General features: G+C 69.2%; 11 protein-coding genes. 8 read left to right on the top strand and 3 right to left on the bottom strand.

The window, feature by feature from the left end:
* Positions 1-65 precede the first annotated feature (65 nt).
* Positions 66-1,469, bottom strand: a complete 1,404-nt coding sequence (locus tag ACIPV2_RS02375; protein WP_400837978.1) for an MFS transporter — start codon at positions 1,467-1,469, stop codon at positions 66-68.
* Between the two features lie 133 nt (positions 1,470-1,602).
* On the opposite strand from ACIPV2_RS02375, the gene ACIPV2_RS02370 reads away from it, so the two are divergent.
* The 7 genes from ACIPV2_RS02370 (at position 1,603) to ACIPV2_RS02340 (ending at position 9,469) form a co-directional block, all read left to right on the top strand.
* Positions 1,603-3,150 (top strand): fumarylacetoacetate hydrolase family protein, encoded by a 1,548-nt coding sequence (locus ACIPV2_RS02370; protein WP_400837975.1) that lies wholly within the window; start codon positions 1,603-1,605, stop codon positions 3,148-3,150.
* A complete protein-coding gene (locus ACIPV2_RS02365) occupies positions 3,147-3,824 on the top strand; it encodes a GntR family transcriptional regulator (protein WP_400837972.1) in 678 nt (225 codons plus the stop codon). The genes ACIPV2_RS02370 and ACIPV2_RS02365 overlap by 4 nt, the downstream gene beginning before the upstream one ends.
* Entirely contained in the window at positions 3,824-5,365 is a 1,542-nt protein-coding gene (hpaE, locus tag ACIPV2_RS02360; protein ID WP_400837969.1) for a 5-carboxymethyl-2-hydroxymuconate semialdehyde dehydrogenase, read from the top strand. The genes ACIPV2_RS02365 and hpaE overlap by 1 nt, the downstream gene beginning before the upstream one ends.
* Positions 5,366-5,447: 82 nt before the next feature.
* Positions 5,448-6,614: a 3,4-dihydroxyphenylacetate 2,3-dioxygenase gene (hpaD, locus tag ACIPV2_RS02355; RefSeq protein ID WP_400837967.1), complete on the top strand. Its 1,167-nt coding sequence runs from the start codon at positions 5,448-5,450 to the stop codon at positions 6,612-6,614.
* Positions 6,611-7,399: a fumarylacetoacetate hydrolase family protein gene (locus ACIPV2_RS02350; RefSeq protein ID WP_400837964.1), complete on the top strand. Its 789-nt coding sequence runs from the start codon at positions 6,611-6,613 to the stop codon at positions 7,397-7,399. Before hpaD ends, ACIPV2_RS02350 begins: the two co-directional genes overlap by 4 nt.
* Positions 7,384-8,187 carry an HpcH/HpaI aldolase/citrate lyase family protein gene (locus ACIPV2_RS02345; protein WP_400837961.1) on the top strand — a complete coding sequence of 268 codons (804 nt, stop codon included), beginning with the start codon at positions 7,384-7,386 and terminating at the stop codon, positions 8,185-8,187. Before ACIPV2_RS02350 ends, ACIPV2_RS02345 begins: the two co-directional genes overlap by 16 nt.
* 52 nt (positions 8,188-8,239) lie before the next feature.
* Entirely contained in the window at positions 8,240-9,469 is a 1,230-nt protein-coding gene (locus ACIPV2_RS02340; RefSeq protein ID WP_400837958.1) for an MFS transporter, read from the top strand.
* A 27-nt stretch (positions 9,470-9,496) separates the two neighbouring features.
* Here the strand turns inward: ACIPV2_RS02340 and ACIPV2_RS02335 are convergent, their stop codons facing one another.
* Positions 9,497-10,861, bottom strand: coding sequence for a short-chain fatty acid transporter (locus ACIPV2_RS02335; RefSeq protein ID WP_400837955.1), 1,365 nt, complete (start codon positions 10,859-10,861; stop codon positions 9,497-9,499).
* 99 nt (positions 10,862-10,960) lie between these two features.
* Here ACIPV2_RS02335 and ACIPV2_RS02330 point away from each other — a divergent pair, with 99 nt between their 5' ends.
* On the top strand, positions 10,961-11,692 hold the full coding sequence (locus ACIPV2_RS02330) for a DUF6882 domain-containing protein (protein WP_400837952.1): 732 nt from the start codon (positions 10,961-10,963) through the stop codon (positions 11,690-11,692).
* 54 nt (positions 11,693-11,746) lie between these two features.
* On the opposite strand, the gene ACIPV2_RS02325 is transcribed toward ACIPV2_RS02330, so the two are convergent.
* Positions 11,747-15,748 (bottom strand): endo-1,4-beta-xylanase, encoded by a 4,002-nt coding sequence (locus ACIPV2_RS02325; RefSeq protein ID WP_400837949.1) that lies wholly within the window; start codon positions 15,746-15,748, stop codon positions 11,747-11,749.
* Positions 15,749-15,751: the final 3 nt, after the last annotated feature.

Raw genomic sequence — 15,751 nt, 5'->3', positions numbered from 1 at the left:
GGGCCTGGAGGACGATTCGATGAATCGCGCTCCAGGCCCGCAGGTCGCTCAGAGGTGACGGATGCTCAGGCCCGCGCCATTCCGTGGATCGGGCTGACCGCCTGCTCGGCCTCGTGGTCAGGACCGAGCGGGATGCCGCTGCGGTCGCGGAGCAGAAGCGTCGCGACGAGTCCGATCACGGTCATGCCCGCGAGGTACCACGTGACCGACATGGTCGTTCCGGTCGCCTGCACCAGCGCCGTGGCGATGGTCGGCGCGAACGCGCCGCCGGCGATGGCGCCGATCGCGTACGAGATCGACACTCCTGAGAACCGGATGCTGGCCGGGAAGAGCTCGGTGTACAGCGCCGCCTGCGGGCCATAGGTGAAGCCGAGTCCGAGGGTGAGGATCGCGAGGCCGGCGAAGAGCAGACCGATGCTGCCGGTGTTGACCAGCGGGAACAGCGCGAACACGCCGCCCAGCTGCAGCACCCATCCGATGATGTACGTGGTGCGACGGCCCAGCTTGTCGCTGACGAAGCCGGCCAGCAGGGTCGAGAGCAGCCAGGTCACCGCGGAGCCGGTGACGGCCCACAGCACGGGTCCGCGCTCGAGCGCGAGCGGGCCCTCGGGATTCGTGGCGTAGTTCTGGATGTAGCCACCGGTGGTCATGTACCCCACGGCGTTGTTGCCCGCGAAGACCAGCGCGGCGATGATCACGAGCAGCAGGTGCTTGCGGAACAGCTGCACGATCGGCATCCGCGCCTCCTCCTTGCGCTCGGCGAGCTCGGCGAACACCGGGCTCTCCTCGACGTTGCGTCGCACGTAGTAGCCGATGAGGATCAGCACGACGCTGAGCAGGAACGGAACGCGCCAGCCCCACGACAGGAACTGGTCACCCGGGGCGATAGCCGTCATGATCGCCATCACGCCCGAGGCCAGCAGAAGGCCGAGCGGCACGCCGATCTGGGGCGAGGCGCCGAAGATGCCGCGCTTGGCCTTGGGGGCGTGCTCGACGGCCATGAGCACCGCGCCGCCCCACTCGCCACCCGCAGACAGACCCTGCAGGATGCGCAGCAGCACCAGCAGCAGCGGAGCGCCCACGCCGATCGCGTCGTAGGTCGGCAGCACGCCGATCAGCGCGGTCGCCGCGCCCATGAGGATCAGCGTCCACATCAGCACGGACTTGCGGCCCACCTTGTCACCGAAGTGCCCGGCGAGGAAGGCGCCCAGCGGACGGAACAGGAAGCTGATGCCCACCGTCGCGAAGCCGATCAGCACGCTGTTCGCTCCGAGAGGAGCGAAGAAGAGCTGGCCGAAGACCAGTCCGACCGCGGTGGCGTAGATGAAGAAGTCGTACCACTCGACGGTGGTGCCGACCACCGTCGCGAAGACGACGCGGCGGCGATCGGCCGGGCTGGCGATCGTGCCGGTGGGAGTGAATCCCTCGGGGGCTCTGGATGCCCGGGAACGGCGTGACTGCTCGTTCATGATGCTCCTTTGACGGCTCTGTCGGGGGTGGTCTGCAGGGATGCTTGCCACCCGCATCAGGATCATATACGATTTCGGATACGACGCACAAGGACTCCCCGAGTCGCCCGTGCACCAGGCAAGGAGGCGCCCTATGACCGAGATCGCCCGAGCAGGCAAGATCATCGCGATCCACCTCAACTACGTCTCCCGCGCCGACCAGCGCGGCCGCCGCCCGGCCGCCCCGTCCTACTTCTTCAAGCCCGCCAGCTCCCTCGCCGGCACCGACGGCACGGTCGAGCGCCCCGCGGGCACCGAGCTGCTCGCCTTCGAGGGCGAGATCGCCCTGATCATCGGCACCGCCGCCCGCCGTGTCTCGGTCGACGAGGCATGGGCGCACGTGGCATCGGTCACCGCGTCGAACGATCTCGGCCTCTACGATCTGCGCGCCAACGACAAGGGCTCGAACGTCCGCTCCAAGGGCGGCGACGGCTTCACCCCTTTGGGCCCCGAGCTCATCGACGCCGCGAGCGTGGACCCTGGGTCTCTGCGCGTGCGCGCATGGGTGAACGGCGAGCTCGCGCAGGACGACACCACGGCCGGCCTGCTCTTCCCCCTCCCCCAGCTCGTCGCCGACCTCTCGCAGCACTTCACTCTCGAGCCGGGCGACATCATCCTCACCGGCACGCCCGCTGGGTCCAGCGTGATCGTGCCGGGCGACGTGGTCGAGATCGAGGTGGATGCCCCGGATGCCCCCGGCGCCCCCTCGTCCGGACGGCTGCGCACCACCGTCACGCAGGGCGAGGTCGAGTTCGATCCCGCACTCGGCTCGATGCCGGCCGTCGACGACCTGCAGCGGGCCGAGGCCTGGGGTTCGCGTGAGCTCGCTGGGCTGCCGGTGGGCCCTTCGGCAGGCTCAGGGACCCAGGAGGCGGCAGGCTCAGGGACCCAGGAGGCGGCAGGCTCAGGGACCCAGGAGGGGCTGTCCCCCGAGCTGCGCACGAAGCTCGAGGCGGCCCCGACCGCCGGGCTGTCTAGCCAGCTGCGCAAGCGCGGCCTGCACTCCTGCTTCATCGACGGCCTGTCCGCCAACCTGCCCGGCGCGAAGATCGTCGGCACCGCCAAGACGCTCCGCTTCGTGCCCGCGCGCGAAGACCTCTTCAAGAGCCACGGCGGCGGGTACAACGCGCAGAAGCGGGCCTTCGACGCGGTCGGCGAGGGCGAGATCATCGTGATCGAGGCGCGCGGCGACGAGACCACCGGCACGCTCGGCGACATCCTCGCGCTGCGCGCGAAGACGCGGGGCGCAGCGGGCGTCGTCACAGACGGCGGCGTGCGCGACTTCGATGCGGTCGCCGAGATCGGCCTGCCCGTCTTCTCGAAGGGCGCGCACCCCTCAGTCCTCGGCCGGAAGCACGTGCCGTGGGAGTTCGACGTCACGATCGGCTGCGGCGGAGCGACTGTGCAGCCCGGCGATGTCATCGTGGGCGACGGCGACGGCGTGATCGTCATCCCCGCGCACCTCGCCGAGGAGGTCGCGGACGCGGCGCTCGCGCAGGAGGACGAGGATGCCTGGATCGCCGAGCAGGTCGCCGCCGGCAATGCCGTCGACGGGCTGTTCCCGATGAACGCCGAGTGGCGCGCCCGGTACGAGGCTCGGCAGGCTCAGGGCCCTTCGACAAGCTCAGGGACCCATTCATGACGCTCGTCCGCGAGGGCAGCAAGTCAGAGCAGGCCTACACGTGGCTGCGCTCGCGCATCGCCTCGCACGCTTACGGGCCGGGCTACCGGCTGGTGCTCGGCGCGATCGCCCGCGAACTGCAGATGAGCGTCGTGCCGGTGCGCGAGGCCATCCGCCGCCTCGAGGCCGAGGGCTTCGTCACCTTCGAGCGCAACGTCGGCGCACACGTGTCGCTGATCGACGAGGACGAATACGCGCACACCATGCAGACCCTCGGTCTGGTCGAGGGCTCGGCGACCGCGCTCTCCGCGCCCCTCCTCGCCGCCGACGCCCTCGCACGCGCCGACGAGATCAACGAGCAGATGCGCGCGCTGCTCGATGATTTCGACGCCCACCGCTTCACCGAGCTGAACCAGCAGTTCCACTCCGTGCTGTTCGAGCCGTGCCCCAACCCGCACATCCTCGACCTCGTGCATCGCGGGTGGGGGCGGCTCTCGGGCATCCGGGACTCCACCTTCGCCTACGTGCCGGGCCGGGCCCGGCACTCGGTCGAAGAGCACGACCAGATCCTCCAGCTGATCCGCGACGGCGCCGAGCCGCTCGAGATCGAGCTGTCCGCACGAAACCACCGCTGGCGCACCCGGGACGCGTTCCTGGCTGCCCGGCACTCCCACACCAGCGAAGAAGGACGATGATGACCGACGCGTACACCCCCGCCGACCTGCCCTCGAAGATCCAGCACTACATCGACGGCGAATTCGTCGATTCGATCGACGGCGACACCTTCGAGGTGCTCAACCCCGTCACGAACGAGACCTACGTGCACGCCGCCGCCGGCAAGAAGGCCGACATCGACCGCGCGGTCGCCGCCGCCCGCCGCGCGTTCACCGAGGGCCCGTGGCCGCGCATGCTGCCGCGCGAGCGCTCGCGCGTGCTGCACCGCATCGCCGACATCGTCGAATCGCGCGACGCGCGCCTCGCCGACCTCGAGTCGTTCGACTCGGGTCTGCCCATCACCCAGGCGCTCGGCCAGGCCCGCCGCGCCGCCGAGAACTTCCGCTTCTTCGCCGACCTGATCGTCGCGCAGGCCGATGACGCGTTCAAGGTGCCCGGCAAGCAGATGAACTACGTCAACCGCAAGCCGATCGGCGTCGCAGGTCTCATCACGCCGTGGAACACGCCGTTCATGCTCGAGTCGTGGAAGCTCGGCCCGGCACTCGCCACCGGCAACACCGTGGTGCTCAAGCCCGCGGAGTTCACGCCGCTGTCAGCGTCCCTCTGGGCGGGCATCTTCGAAGAGGCGGGTCTCCCGCAGGGCGTGTTCAACCTCGTCAACGGCCTCGGCGAAGACGCCGGAGACGCCCTCGTGAAGCACCCCGACGTTCCCCTCATCTCGTTCACCGGCGAGAGCCGCACCGGCCAGATCATCTTCGGCAACTCCGCACCCTTCCTGAAGGGTCTGTCGATGGAGCTGGGCGGCAAGAGCCCGGCGGTCGTCTTCGACGACGCCGACCTCGAGACCGCGGTGGATGCCTGCGTCTTCGGCGTCTACTCGCTCAACGGCGAGCGCTGCACCGCGGGAAGCCGCATCCTCGTGCAGCGCGGCATCTACGACGAGTTCGTCGAGCGCTTCGGCACGCTCGCGAAGCGCGTCAAGGTCGGCCTGCCCCACGACCCGACCACCGAGGTCGGCGCGCTGGTGCACCCCGAGCACTACGAGAAGGTCATGAGCTACGTCGAGATCGGCAAGGCAGAGGGGCGTCTGATCGCGGGTGGCGGTCGCCCCGAGGGCTTCCCGACCGGCAACTACGTCGCGCCGACGGCATTCGCCGACGTGGCGCCGGATGCGCGCATCTTCCAGGAGGAGATCTTCGGACCCGTCGTCGCCATCACCCCCTTCGACACCGAGGAGGAGGCGCTCGCGCTGGCGAACAACACGAGGTACGGCCTGGCCGCCTACATCTGGACCAACGACCTCAAGCGCGCGCACAACTTCGCCGGCGCCGTGGAGGCGGGCATGGTGTGGCTGAACTCGAACAACGTGCGCGACCTCCGCACCCCGTTCGGCGGCGTCAAGGCATCCGGGCTCGGGCATGAGGGCGGGTACCGCTCGATCGACTTCTACACCGATCAGCAGAGCGTGCACATCACCCTCGGCGCACCGCACAACCCCGCCTTCGGCAAGCAGGTGCCGGATGAGGAGATCACCGAGGCATCCGAGGATGCCGAGGGCTGAGCCCTCACTTCGATTCGGCTGACGCTCGCTGAGCACGAGCGGCAGCTCAGGCACGGACAGAACAGAAAGCAAGGACGCTGACATGACCAACCACGCAGGCAAGACCCTCACCTCCTCCGGCTTCTATGTGAGCCAGGAGGCGCCGATCCGCACCGACGATCCGATCGCGACTCCCGTCGCGAGCCCGCCCGACATCCTGCGCTGCGCGTACATGGAGCTCGTCGTCACCGACCTCGCGGCATCGCGGGAGTTCTATGTCGACGTGCTCGGCCTGTACGTCACCGAAGAGGACGACAGCGCGATCTACCTGCGCTCGACCGAGGAGTTCATCCACCACAACCTCGTGCTGCGCAAGGGCGAGCTCGCGGCCGTCGCCGCGTTCTCGTACCGCGTGCGCACGCCAGAGGACCTCGATCGGGCCGTCGAGTTCTACACCGAGCTCGGCTGCGACGTGCGCCGCGAGGCCGACGGCTTCGTGAAGGGCATCGGCGACTCGGTGCGCGTGGTCGACCCGCTGGGCTTCCCCTACGAGTTCTTCCACCAGAGCGAGCACGTGGAGCGGATGTCGTGGCGGTACGACCTGCACATCCCCGGCGAGCTCGTGCGACTCGACCACTTCAACCAGGTCACCCCCGACGTGCCGCGCGCCGTGCGCTACATGCAGGACCTCGGCTTCCGCGTCACGGAGGACATCCAGGACGGCGACGGCACCGTGTACGCGGCGTGGATGCGCCGCAAGCCCACCGTGCATGACACCGCGATGACCGGCGGCGACGGCCCGCGCATGCACCACGTGTGCTTCGCGACGCACGAGAAGCACAACATCCTCGCGATCTGCGACAAGCTCGGCGCACTCCGCCGTTCGGACGCGATCGAGCGCGGCCCCGGCCGCCACGGCGTCAGCAACGCGTTCTACCTCTACCTCCGTGACCCCGACGGCCACCGCGTCGAGGTCTACACGCAGGACTACTACACCGGCGACCCCGACAACCCGGTCGTCACCTGGGACGTGCACGACAACCAGCGCCGCGACTGGTGGGGCAACCCGGTCGTGCCGAGCTGGTACACCGACGCGTCGCTCGTGCTCGACCTCGACGGCAACCCGCAGCCGGTGCGCGCCCGCACCGACTCGAGCGAGATGGCCGTGACCATCGGCGCGGACGGCTTCTCGTACACCCGCCCCGACGAGGGCGAGGAGTCCATGCCCGAGTGGAAGCAGGGCGAGTACAAGCTCGGACACCAGCTGTGACGCTCCCCGCCGAGACGATCGCCGCTCTGGCCGCGGAACTCGCCGAAGCCGAGCGGACGCGAGGCGTGATGCCGCGCATCACCGCCCGGCATCCGGATGCCACGATCGAGGACTCCTATGCCATCCAGGGCATCTGGCGCGACTCGCAGGTCGCCGCCGGACGCCGCCTGGTGGGACGCAAGATCGGCCTGACCTCGCGCGCCATGCAGCAGGCGACGGGGATCACCGAGCCCGACTACGGCGTGATGTTCGACGACACGGTGTACCCGTCCGGCGCCGAGATCCCGTTCGACCACTTCTCGAACGTGCGCATCGAGGTCGAGCTGGCGTTCGTGCTGAAGTCCCCGCTCGAGGGCCCGGACTGCACGCTCGACGACGCGCTCGCGGCGATCGACTACGCCGTGCCGGCGCTCGAGGTGCTGAACTCCCACATCGAGCTGGAGGGCCGCACGATCGTCGACACGATCAGCGACAACGCGGCCTACGGCGCGATGGTGCTCGGCGACGTGCGCATGCGCCCCGACGAGATCGACCTGCGCTGGGTGCCCGGCGTGCTGTCGAAGAACGGCCAGATCGAGGAGACCGGCGTCGCCGTCGGCGTTCTCGGGCATCCGGCCACCGGCGTCGCGTGGCTTGCCAACAAGTTCCACCAGCACGGGGCGCGGCTGGAAGCCGGCGAGATCATTCTGGCAGGATCGTTCACACGGCCGATGTGGGTCGAGCGCGGCGACGAGGTGCTGTGCGACTACCGCGAGATGGGGACCATCGCATGCCGCTTCGTCTAGAGCCCACCTTCCGCGACGCGCTGGCGGCCGCCGACCGTCCGCTGATCGGCATGTGGCTGAGCACCGGCACGACGCTGAACGCCGAGATCTGCGCGGGGTCGGGAATCGACTGGCTGCTGATCGACATGGAGCACGGTCCGAACACGATCGTCTCGGTGCAGCAGCAGCTGCAGGTGATCGCCGCATACCGGGTGCCCACGATCGTGCGGGTGCCGGTGAACGACCCGGTGATCATCAAGCAGGTGCTCGACACCGGCGCGCAGAATCTGCTGGTGCCGATGGTCGGATCGGCCTCCGAGGCGCAGGCGGCGGTCGCCGCCGTGCGCTACCCGCCCGAGGGCGTGCGCGGAGTCGGCTCGGGCCTCGCCCGCAGCGGCCGCTGGGGCCGGGTGGCCGGGTACGTGCCGAGCGCGTCCGAGACGATCTCGCTGTTCGTGCAGATCGAATCCGCGGATGCCGTCGACGCCGCAGCCGACATCGCCGCGGTCGACGGGGTGGACGGCGTGCTCGTCGGGCCCGCCGACCTCGCCGCCTCCATGGGCGCGCCGGGTCAGCAGTCGCATCCCGACGTGCTCACCGCCGTGCAGCGCGTGTTCGAGGCGGTCACCGCCGCGGGCAAGAAGGTCGGCGTGAACGCCTTCGACCCCGCCGGCGCCGACGCGTACCTCGCCGCCGGCGCGCATTTCCTCTCGGCGAGCGCTGACGTGACGATCCTCGCCCGCGGCGCCGAGGCGCTCGCGGCGCGCTTCATCCCGGCATCCGGAGCGGACGAGACCGACCAGTACTGATGACATCGCCTCCGTGTCAGGATGAACGGATGCAGAATCCGCGGAGCGACCGGTGAGCCGCGGGCTCGCGGCGATGACCGACCGCAACTTCCGCTGGTTCTTCCTGGCCAGGGCGATCACGATGGTCACCGGGTCGATGTCGTCGATCGCCCTCGCCTTCGCGGTGCTCGAGATCGACAACGACCCGTTCAGCCTCTCGCTCGTGCTCACCGCGTTCACGGTGGCCAACGTCGTCTTCCTGCTGTTCGGCGGTGTGGTCGCCGACCGGCTCCCCCGCGCTCTGGTGATCCAGGCCTGCTACGTGCTCGACATCCTCTCGATCGGCACCATCGCCCTGCTGCTGTTCACCGGCACCGCGAGCACCCCCGCGGTCGCTGCGCTCGCGGCGCTGAACGGGGCGTCGACCGCGTTCGTCATGCCGGCGATGCAGGGCATCATCCCGCAGCTGACCAGCGCCGAGAACCTGCAGCAGGCGAACGCCATGCTCTCGTTCGTGCGCTCGGCCGTCACGATCGGCGGGCCGGTCATCGCTGGGATCCTCGTGACCACCGTCGGCCCGGCGTGGGCGATGCTCGTGCAGATGGCGGGGTGGCTGCTCGCCATCCCGATCCTGGCCATGGTCAGGCTGCCTCCGCCCGTCGGCGACGGCAGCTTCTCATTGTTCTCCGACCTGCGCGAGGGGTGGACGGAGTTCTGGAGCCGCTCCTGGCTGGTCGCGGTCGTGCTCGCCTTCATGCTCATGAACGCGATCCACGTCGGCGCGTGGGGCGTCGTCGGCCCCTACATCGCGAAGAACGACGATCGCCTGGGCATCGCCGGGTGGGGCTGGGTGGTCAGCGCGGAGGGCGTCGGGGTGCTGCTGATGACGCTGGTGCTGATGTGGCTGCCGTTGAAGCGCCCGCTGCGCTTCGGGATGCTCGGCATGAGCCTCTTCGCGATCCCGCTGACGATGCTGGGCGTGCATCCCGCCGTCGTGCTCGTCGCGATCGCGGCGTTCCTCGCCGGCGCCGGCGCCGAGGTGTTCAGCACCGGATGGAACGTCGCGATGATGGAGAACATCCCGCTCGAGAAGCTCAGCCGCGTCTCGAGCTACGACATGCTCGGCAGCTTCGTCGTCATGCCGATCGGCACGCTCGTCTACGGCTGGCTGATCACGCACGCCGACCCTGCCACCGTGCTGATCACCTCGGGCATCCTGTACGCCGTCATCGCACTGGCGACGGTCTTCGTGCCGAGCGTCTGGCGGATGGGGCGCACCGAGGCGGCGACCGTCCGGAGCTGAGCCCGGCGGCCGCCGCATCGCCGGCCGTCAGAGGCTGACGATCAGCAGCACGGCGGCCATCACCGCGCCCGAGCCCAGCAGGGTCACGAACGTATACCCGAGGATGTCGCGCATCTTGAGCCCGGCGATCGCGAGCACCGGCAGCGCCCAGAACGGCTGGATCATGTTCGTCCACTGGTCGCCGTACGCGACCGCCATGATCGCGATCGACGGGTCGACGCCGAGCTGGTTTGCCGCGTCGAGCATGATCGGACCCTGCACGGCGAACTGCCCGCCGCCCGAGGGCACGAAGAAGTTCACGATGCCCGCCGAGAGCAGCGCGAGCACGCCGAAGGTGGTCGGCGTGGCGATCGAGACGAAGGCATCCGAGAACAGCTGGATGAGGCCGGAGCTCGCCATGATGCCCAGGATTCCCGCGTACAGCGGGAACTGCACGAGGATCTCGCCCACGTTCGAAGCTGCCCGCTTCGTGAGGTGGATGAGCTCGAACGGGTTGCGCACCAGCAGCAGGATCAGCGCGAGGAACGACCAGTTGACGATGTCGAGTGTGAGCGTGCCGCCCTGCACGAAGTGGACGACCAGGTACGCGACAAGCGCGAGACCGAGCACGAGGGTGAGGGCGCGCGACGCGTCGATGCGATCCGCCGGGGTCACGACCTCGTCGTCCATCTCGTCTGCCGTCTCGGCGCCTACATGTGCCGGCAGCTCGTACACGGGGTCGTCGGTGCGCGGCCGGATGACGAAGAACAGCAGGGCACACACGACGATCACGCCGAGAGCCGCCAGCATGTTCCAGCTAGAGAAGGTGGTCTGCGAGACCGGGATCACCTCACCACCGAGGCTCGACTCGAGGAACGATCCGGGCGTCGCAGCGGTCAGCGGGCCCGACCCCGAGTACCCCATGTGCCACACGACGAATCCGGAGTAGCCGGCCGCGACCAGCAGCGGGAAGTGCACCTTCATGCCCCGCTCGCGCGCCTGGACGGCGATCTCGCGCGCGAGCAGCGTGCCCACGATCAGCCCGAGACCCCAGGTGATGAGGCTCGCGACCGCCGCGACGACGAACACGAAGACGTAGGACATCGCGGCGGTGCGGGGCACGCGGGCGAGCGCACGCAGCAGCTTCTGGACCGGCCGCGTGTTCGCGAGCATGTACCCCAGCAGCAGGATGAGGCACATCTGGGTCATGAAGGCCAGCAGTCCTGCCAGCCCGTCACCCCACCCCTTCACCACATCGACCGGGCTCGTCTGGGTGAGCGTCATCGCGAGCACCGCGACGATCAGCGTCAGCACGATCGCGAACGTGAGCGCCGACGGCACCCACCTTTCGAGGAACCTGTTCACGGGGCGCATGATGCTGCGCTTCTCGGGTCTTGCCTGCGTCGTGGGCATGGCGGAAACTCCTTCGTCTCGGGAAAGCTCTTCTTCGACCATAGCCATCTCACAGTGCGCGCTTTGGCGGGTCATAGCATCCGCGGCCAGACTGGTTCGATGAGCTTCGAGACGCTTCGCGCGCTGGCCGACCGCGCCGCCCTGTTCACCGCCCTCCGTCAGGATCAGCTCGCGTCCGCGATCGAGTCGCTGGGCGAGCACCGCTGGGATGCCGATCTCGCCGCCGGCACGTTCGCCTTCGCTGCGGACGACGACCCCGCGCGCACCCTCGAGGCGGTGCCGCACCTGCTCGTCTCGATCGCGCCGGGGCCGCGTTCGCTGATGTGGTCGTGGGCGCTGCCGCAGGGCCACCGCAGCGGCGTCACGGATGCGCTGCGCGCGTACGGCGAGCAGCACGGCATCCTCGAGCTGACCCGCGGCGAGGTGCCGTTCCCCGACGGCATCGGCGATGACGTCGATGCGTGGATCGCCGACGTCGCGCACGTCATCGGCGGAGCCGCGGTCGAGATCATCGGCCGCTCGCCGTACTACTCGGCGCCGTTCGGCGGTGGGTCGAGGGCGGTGCTGCTGCTGGATGTGCCGCTGCCCCCGCTCACCGTCGCCGCGGCGGTCGCCGCCCTTCCACGTGTGATGGACGGACTCGAGCTGAACGACCCGCGGTCGTCCGTCTGGGACCTCGCCCGTCTCGCCGGATGGCAGCTGGAGTGGGCCGACGACGCGTTCGCGGCCGCTGAGGTGACGGATGCCACGGGTTCGGCGACCTTCGACTTCGACGAGTACGCCCGGATCAGCGGCATCCGCGGTCGTCTCGCCGCGACACCCTCCGCATGACGAGCCGAGGCTCACCGCGGTGTTCCGCGGTGAGCCTCGACGGGGCCGTCTGACTCAGATTCGCCGACGTCGCAACGGTGACAGCAGCATGCCCGCCGCCACCAGCACCGCGGCCAGCAGGGCCAGGCCCCACGGCAGCGTCGCGCCGGTGCCGGCCAGCGCGCTCCCGGCGCTCTGCGATGCGTTCGAATCCGTTGCAGGCGAACCACCCGTGCCGTTGCCGCTGGACCCGCCGGCACCGGTGCCGGAACCGTCCGAGCCGCCCTCCGACCCTCCGTTTCCGGGGCCTTCAGGCTCACCGTCCTCGGGGCCCTGAGCATCGCCTGCAGGCACCAGATGCGCCACGCCCCATCGGGCCGTGCTCTGGTATCCCGTGCCGGAGGGATCCGCCCAGGTGTGCACCGCGAAGCGCGAACCGCCCCTGCCGTCGTTGATCTGGAAGTCCAGGCCGTGGAAGGTGTCCGCTCCGCCGAGAGGCACATCGCTCTGACCGCCGGACTGGCCGACGAGGTCGATCTCCAGCTCCACCGTGTATCCCGTCGGTGTCGCGGCCGTCGCGCTCGACGAGACTCGAGCCAGCTGCGCGGCGGAACTGCCCGTGCCGAATGACAGGTCGCCCTCCGACGTCACGCGGATCTGCGTGTCGTTGGGTCCGTAGCTGCCCGTCTTGGTGTTGCCCAGGTCGAGGAACAGCTCGACCGAGTCGCGGTTCCATGGGTCGCTGTTGCTGCTATCGATCTCGGGGTCCGTGACCTCGTACAGGACGTACAGCCGATTGCCCTGCCAGAGACTCCGCACCTCGGCGGTGGCACCGGATGACGCACCCTCGACGAGCTTCTGCGTGCTGACGACGGCCGCATCAGCCCACACCGGGTCCACGGCGCCGTCGACCGACGGGGCGGGCAGTTCCGGGATCTGCAGATGCGAAAGCGGTTCGAGGAAGGTCAGCCGCCCGGTGGCACCCGGTGAATTCCACCCGCCGGCCACCGACCCGCCGGTGACGATTCGCAGATCGAACGCGGCGGAGTCACCGACCGAGATGCCTTCGTGCGGCACGTGCAGGGCGACCAGGTGCTCGCCGTCGACGACCGTCTGGATACCCTGCAGCGACCCCGCGGCATCCGGCGCCCAGAACAGCTCACGATCGCCGTAGGTGATCTCGATCCGCTCGGGAGCCGCTGCGCTGCGCACGAGCACGCTCAGGTGATCCGGCGTCCACCGTGTCTGGAAGGACCCGGTCTGATTCGTCAGGTCGTTTCCGGGGAGGTTGCGCCATTCGATCGCATCCGCGAAGCCGTCCTGCAGCGCAACATCACCGCCGAACACGTTCGCCGTGGCCACGAGCGCGGGGACGCCGTCGGCGTCATCCACCGCGCCGTAGTAGGCGGGCTTGGCCTGCAGCCCCGCGCCGAACAGCAGCGGCTGCTGCTCTGAGCGCCACGAGCGATCGTCGGTCAGGCCCCACACGGTCGCGGCGAAGAGCTTCTCGCTCGCCGGCGCGGCGTCGTGGTAGCGGCGCAGCAGGCTGAACACGTCGCGGTAGAAGTGCCCTTGACGGATGCGGTTGGTCTCCGTGGCAGGGTTGATCGTCACATCCAACTCGGTGACCTCCTGCATCAGGCCCAGACCGGAGAACCGGTCCAACGCCGCCTCCAGCGATCCGATCGTGGTGTTGATCGACACGTGGAACTGGTGACCGACGCCGTCTATCGGCACATCGGCGGCGATGAGCCTCTTGACCAGGGCCTCGTACTGAGCGCCCTTGCGATCCTGCTCGGTGTTGTAGTCGTTGATGAACAGCTTCACCGGCCGCTGGGCACCGGGTGCGGCGTAGGTCGTGTTGAACGCCTCGTCGGCGTACTCGAAGGCGAGACGGATGTACTCCTCGCCCAGCACGTCGTGCCAGCGGCTCGTGCGCAGCCCGTCCGGGGTCGTCTGATCCGCCACGACCTCGTTGACCACGTCCCACGCCACGATCGGGTTCGTGTCGGATCCGTAGAGGCCGTAGTCATCGGCGATCGAACGGGCGACGTTGTCGACGTGCTCGGCCAGCCGCTCACGCAGAAGCTGCTTGTCCTCCGGCGATGCGGTCAGCTCACGCCCGTCGTCCTGGAAGAACCAGTCCGGCGTCTGCGAGTGCCACAGCAGCACGTGTCCGTACAGGCGCAGGTCGTTCTGCTGCGAGAAGTCCAGCAGCGACGTCGCCTCGGGATGCCGGCGGAACGCGCCGTCATCGCCGTACCAGGCCTCGACCTTCATGTGGTTCTCGGGGGTGATCTGGTCGAAGTGATGCCGCAGCAGATCCGCCGCCGCACCCGTGGTCTCCCTGGAGTCGATCGCGACGCCGACGGGGAAGTCCACGGTGTCCTTGATCGGCGTCAGCGTGACATCCACCGGGCTCGGCTCGGGCACGCTCACGCGCAGTTCGTCGATCAGGAAGGTCGACGTGTTCCCGCTGTTGTACCTGGCCTCGACGTACAGCTCGGCGGCGGTGTCGTACCCGGGCACGGTGAAGTCCCCCGCGACCCTGGTCCAGCCGCTCGCGTTCGCGTTCTCGATCTGGATCAGGTTCGCGTACGAGGCGGCGTCGCCGGTCACGGTGCGCATCGAGACCGTCAGGCCCTGACCCGCGGCCTCGCCCGGCGCGAATCGCACCGATGCCTCCAGGTGGTAGGTGACGCCGGGAAGGAGCTTGTCGGTGACGTCGATCTGGATGCCGTCGCCCTCGACCGCGCGTTCGGACACCTGTGCGGCATGGGCGCTGCCCTCCGCCCCGCCGGCGACGACCGTCACGAGGGGCGTTGCGTCGCCGGATCCGGCCCGGGCCGCCCATCCCTGCAGCGTCCCGTCCTCGAAGTTCGCGTCGATGATCGCGCCGCGCTGCGCCGGAGCCGGCGCGCCGACCGGGAGCGTGAAGCGCCAGCCGTCGGCGAGGCGCTCGGAGACGACGGTCGTGACCGCCTGCAGCGACGGCTCGCGGTCACCGCCGCCGTCGTGCACCAGCACGACCTCGCCGGGCCGGATGGCGGATCTGAGATTTGCGGTGAGCACGCCCGGATCGGACTGCTCCCAGTCGGAGATCGTGTTGATCACGGCGAGTGGCTGCATCCCCAGGCCGACGGCGACCGCAGGAGAGGCACCCCAGCTGCCGTTCGGGGCTCGGAAGAACGGCACCTTCGCCTGCGGGTCGCCCAGCGCCTCCCGGATGATCCGAAGGTTCTCGACGAGGTCGGCGCGGACCCGATCGGCATCCCAGCTGCCCATGTCGGCGTAGCCGGTGCTGTGGTTGCACAGCGTGTGGCCCTCCTCGACCATCCGGCGCAGCAGTTCGGCACCGCCGGGCGCAGCGATGTTCTGACCGATCACGCAGAACGTGGCCGCGATCTGCTTCTGCTTCAGGAAATCCAGCAGCTTCGCGGTGGTCGCGCCGTTGGGCCCGTCATCGAAGGTGAGCGCTGCCACATCGCCGGCGCCCTGCGCCTGCGAGACGGGTGTCGTGGTGGGATTCTCCGCTCCCCCGGGAACGATGTCCCCGCTGCCGGCATCCGATCCGGATTCGCGTGTGATCAGCACGTCGTCGAGGTAGAAGGTCTGCGTTCCCGGGACCACCTCCACGTAGACCTGGGAGTCATCGGCATCCGCGGTGAAGGTGCCGGAGACGGTGGTCCACTTCCCCGCCTGCAGGACGGTGTCGCCGACCCAGTGGTAGCCGTCCTTCACGATGAATCGGGCTTGCCCGTCGGACTCCGGCAGCAGCACGCGTGCGGAGAGCGTGTACGTCTCGCCCTCCGTGAACAGGCCGGTGGGGCTCTGCAATGTGTGCCAGGTCTCGGTGCGGCCGGACACACGCAGGACGCGGTTCTCTTCGGCATCCGGGTCTGCCACGGTGGCGATGGCGGGGCTTCCGCTGGCGGTCCACTCTCCCGTGGTGCCGTCCTCGAAGTCGAGCTTCGAGACGGTGTCCGTCGCCGCTGTCGCGGCTGCCAGAGGAATGAGCGGCGTCACCACCAGCGCTGCGGTGGCGAGCAGGGCGAGCAGGGGGGTTCGAGGTTGCACGTG

Source organism: Microbacterium sp. NPDC089987 (assembly GCF_044748505.1).
GTDB lineage: Bacteria > Actinomycetota > Actinomycetes > Actinomycetales > Microbacteriaceae > Microbacterium.
This window is presented reverse-complemented; position numbering and strand designations above follow the sequence as displayed.

What these genes read in the sequence shown, in the direction of transcription:
- ACIPV2_RS02375 (WP_400837978.1), bottom strand. Translation starts at nt 1,469, where the DNA reads ATGAACGAGCAGTCACGCCGTTCCCGGGCATCCAGAGCCCCCGAGGGA.
- ACIPV2_RS02370 (WP_400837975.1), top strand. Translation starts at nt 1,603, where the DNA reads ATGACCGAGATCGCCCGAGCAGGCAAGATCATCGCGATCCACCTCAAC.
- ACIPV2_RS02365 (WP_400837972.1), top strand. Translation starts at nt 3,147, where the DNA reads ATGACGCTCGTCCGCGAGGGCAGCAAGTCAGAGCAGGCCTACACGTGG.
- hpaE (WP_400837969.1), top strand. Translation starts at nt 3,824, where the DNA reads ATGACCGACGCGTACACCCCCGCCGACCTGCCCTCGAAGATCCAGCAC.
- hpaD (WP_400837967.1), top strand. Translation starts at nt 5,448, where the DNA reads ATGACCAACCACGCAGGCAAGACCCTCACCTCCTCCGGCTTCTATGTG.
- ACIPV2_RS02345 (WP_400837961.1), top strand. Translation starts at nt 7,384, where the DNA reads ATGCCGCTTCGTCTAGAGCCCACCTTCCGCGACGCGCTGGCGGCCGCC.
- ACIPV2_RS02335 (WP_400837955.1), bottom strand. Translation starts at nt 10,861, where the DNA reads ATGCCCACGACGCAGGCAAGACCCGAGAAGCGCAGCATCATGCGCCCC.
- ACIPV2_RS02330 (WP_400837952.1), top strand. Translation starts at nt 10,961, where the DNA reads ATGAGCTTCGAGACGCTTCGCGCGCTGGCCGACCGCGCCGCCCTGTTC.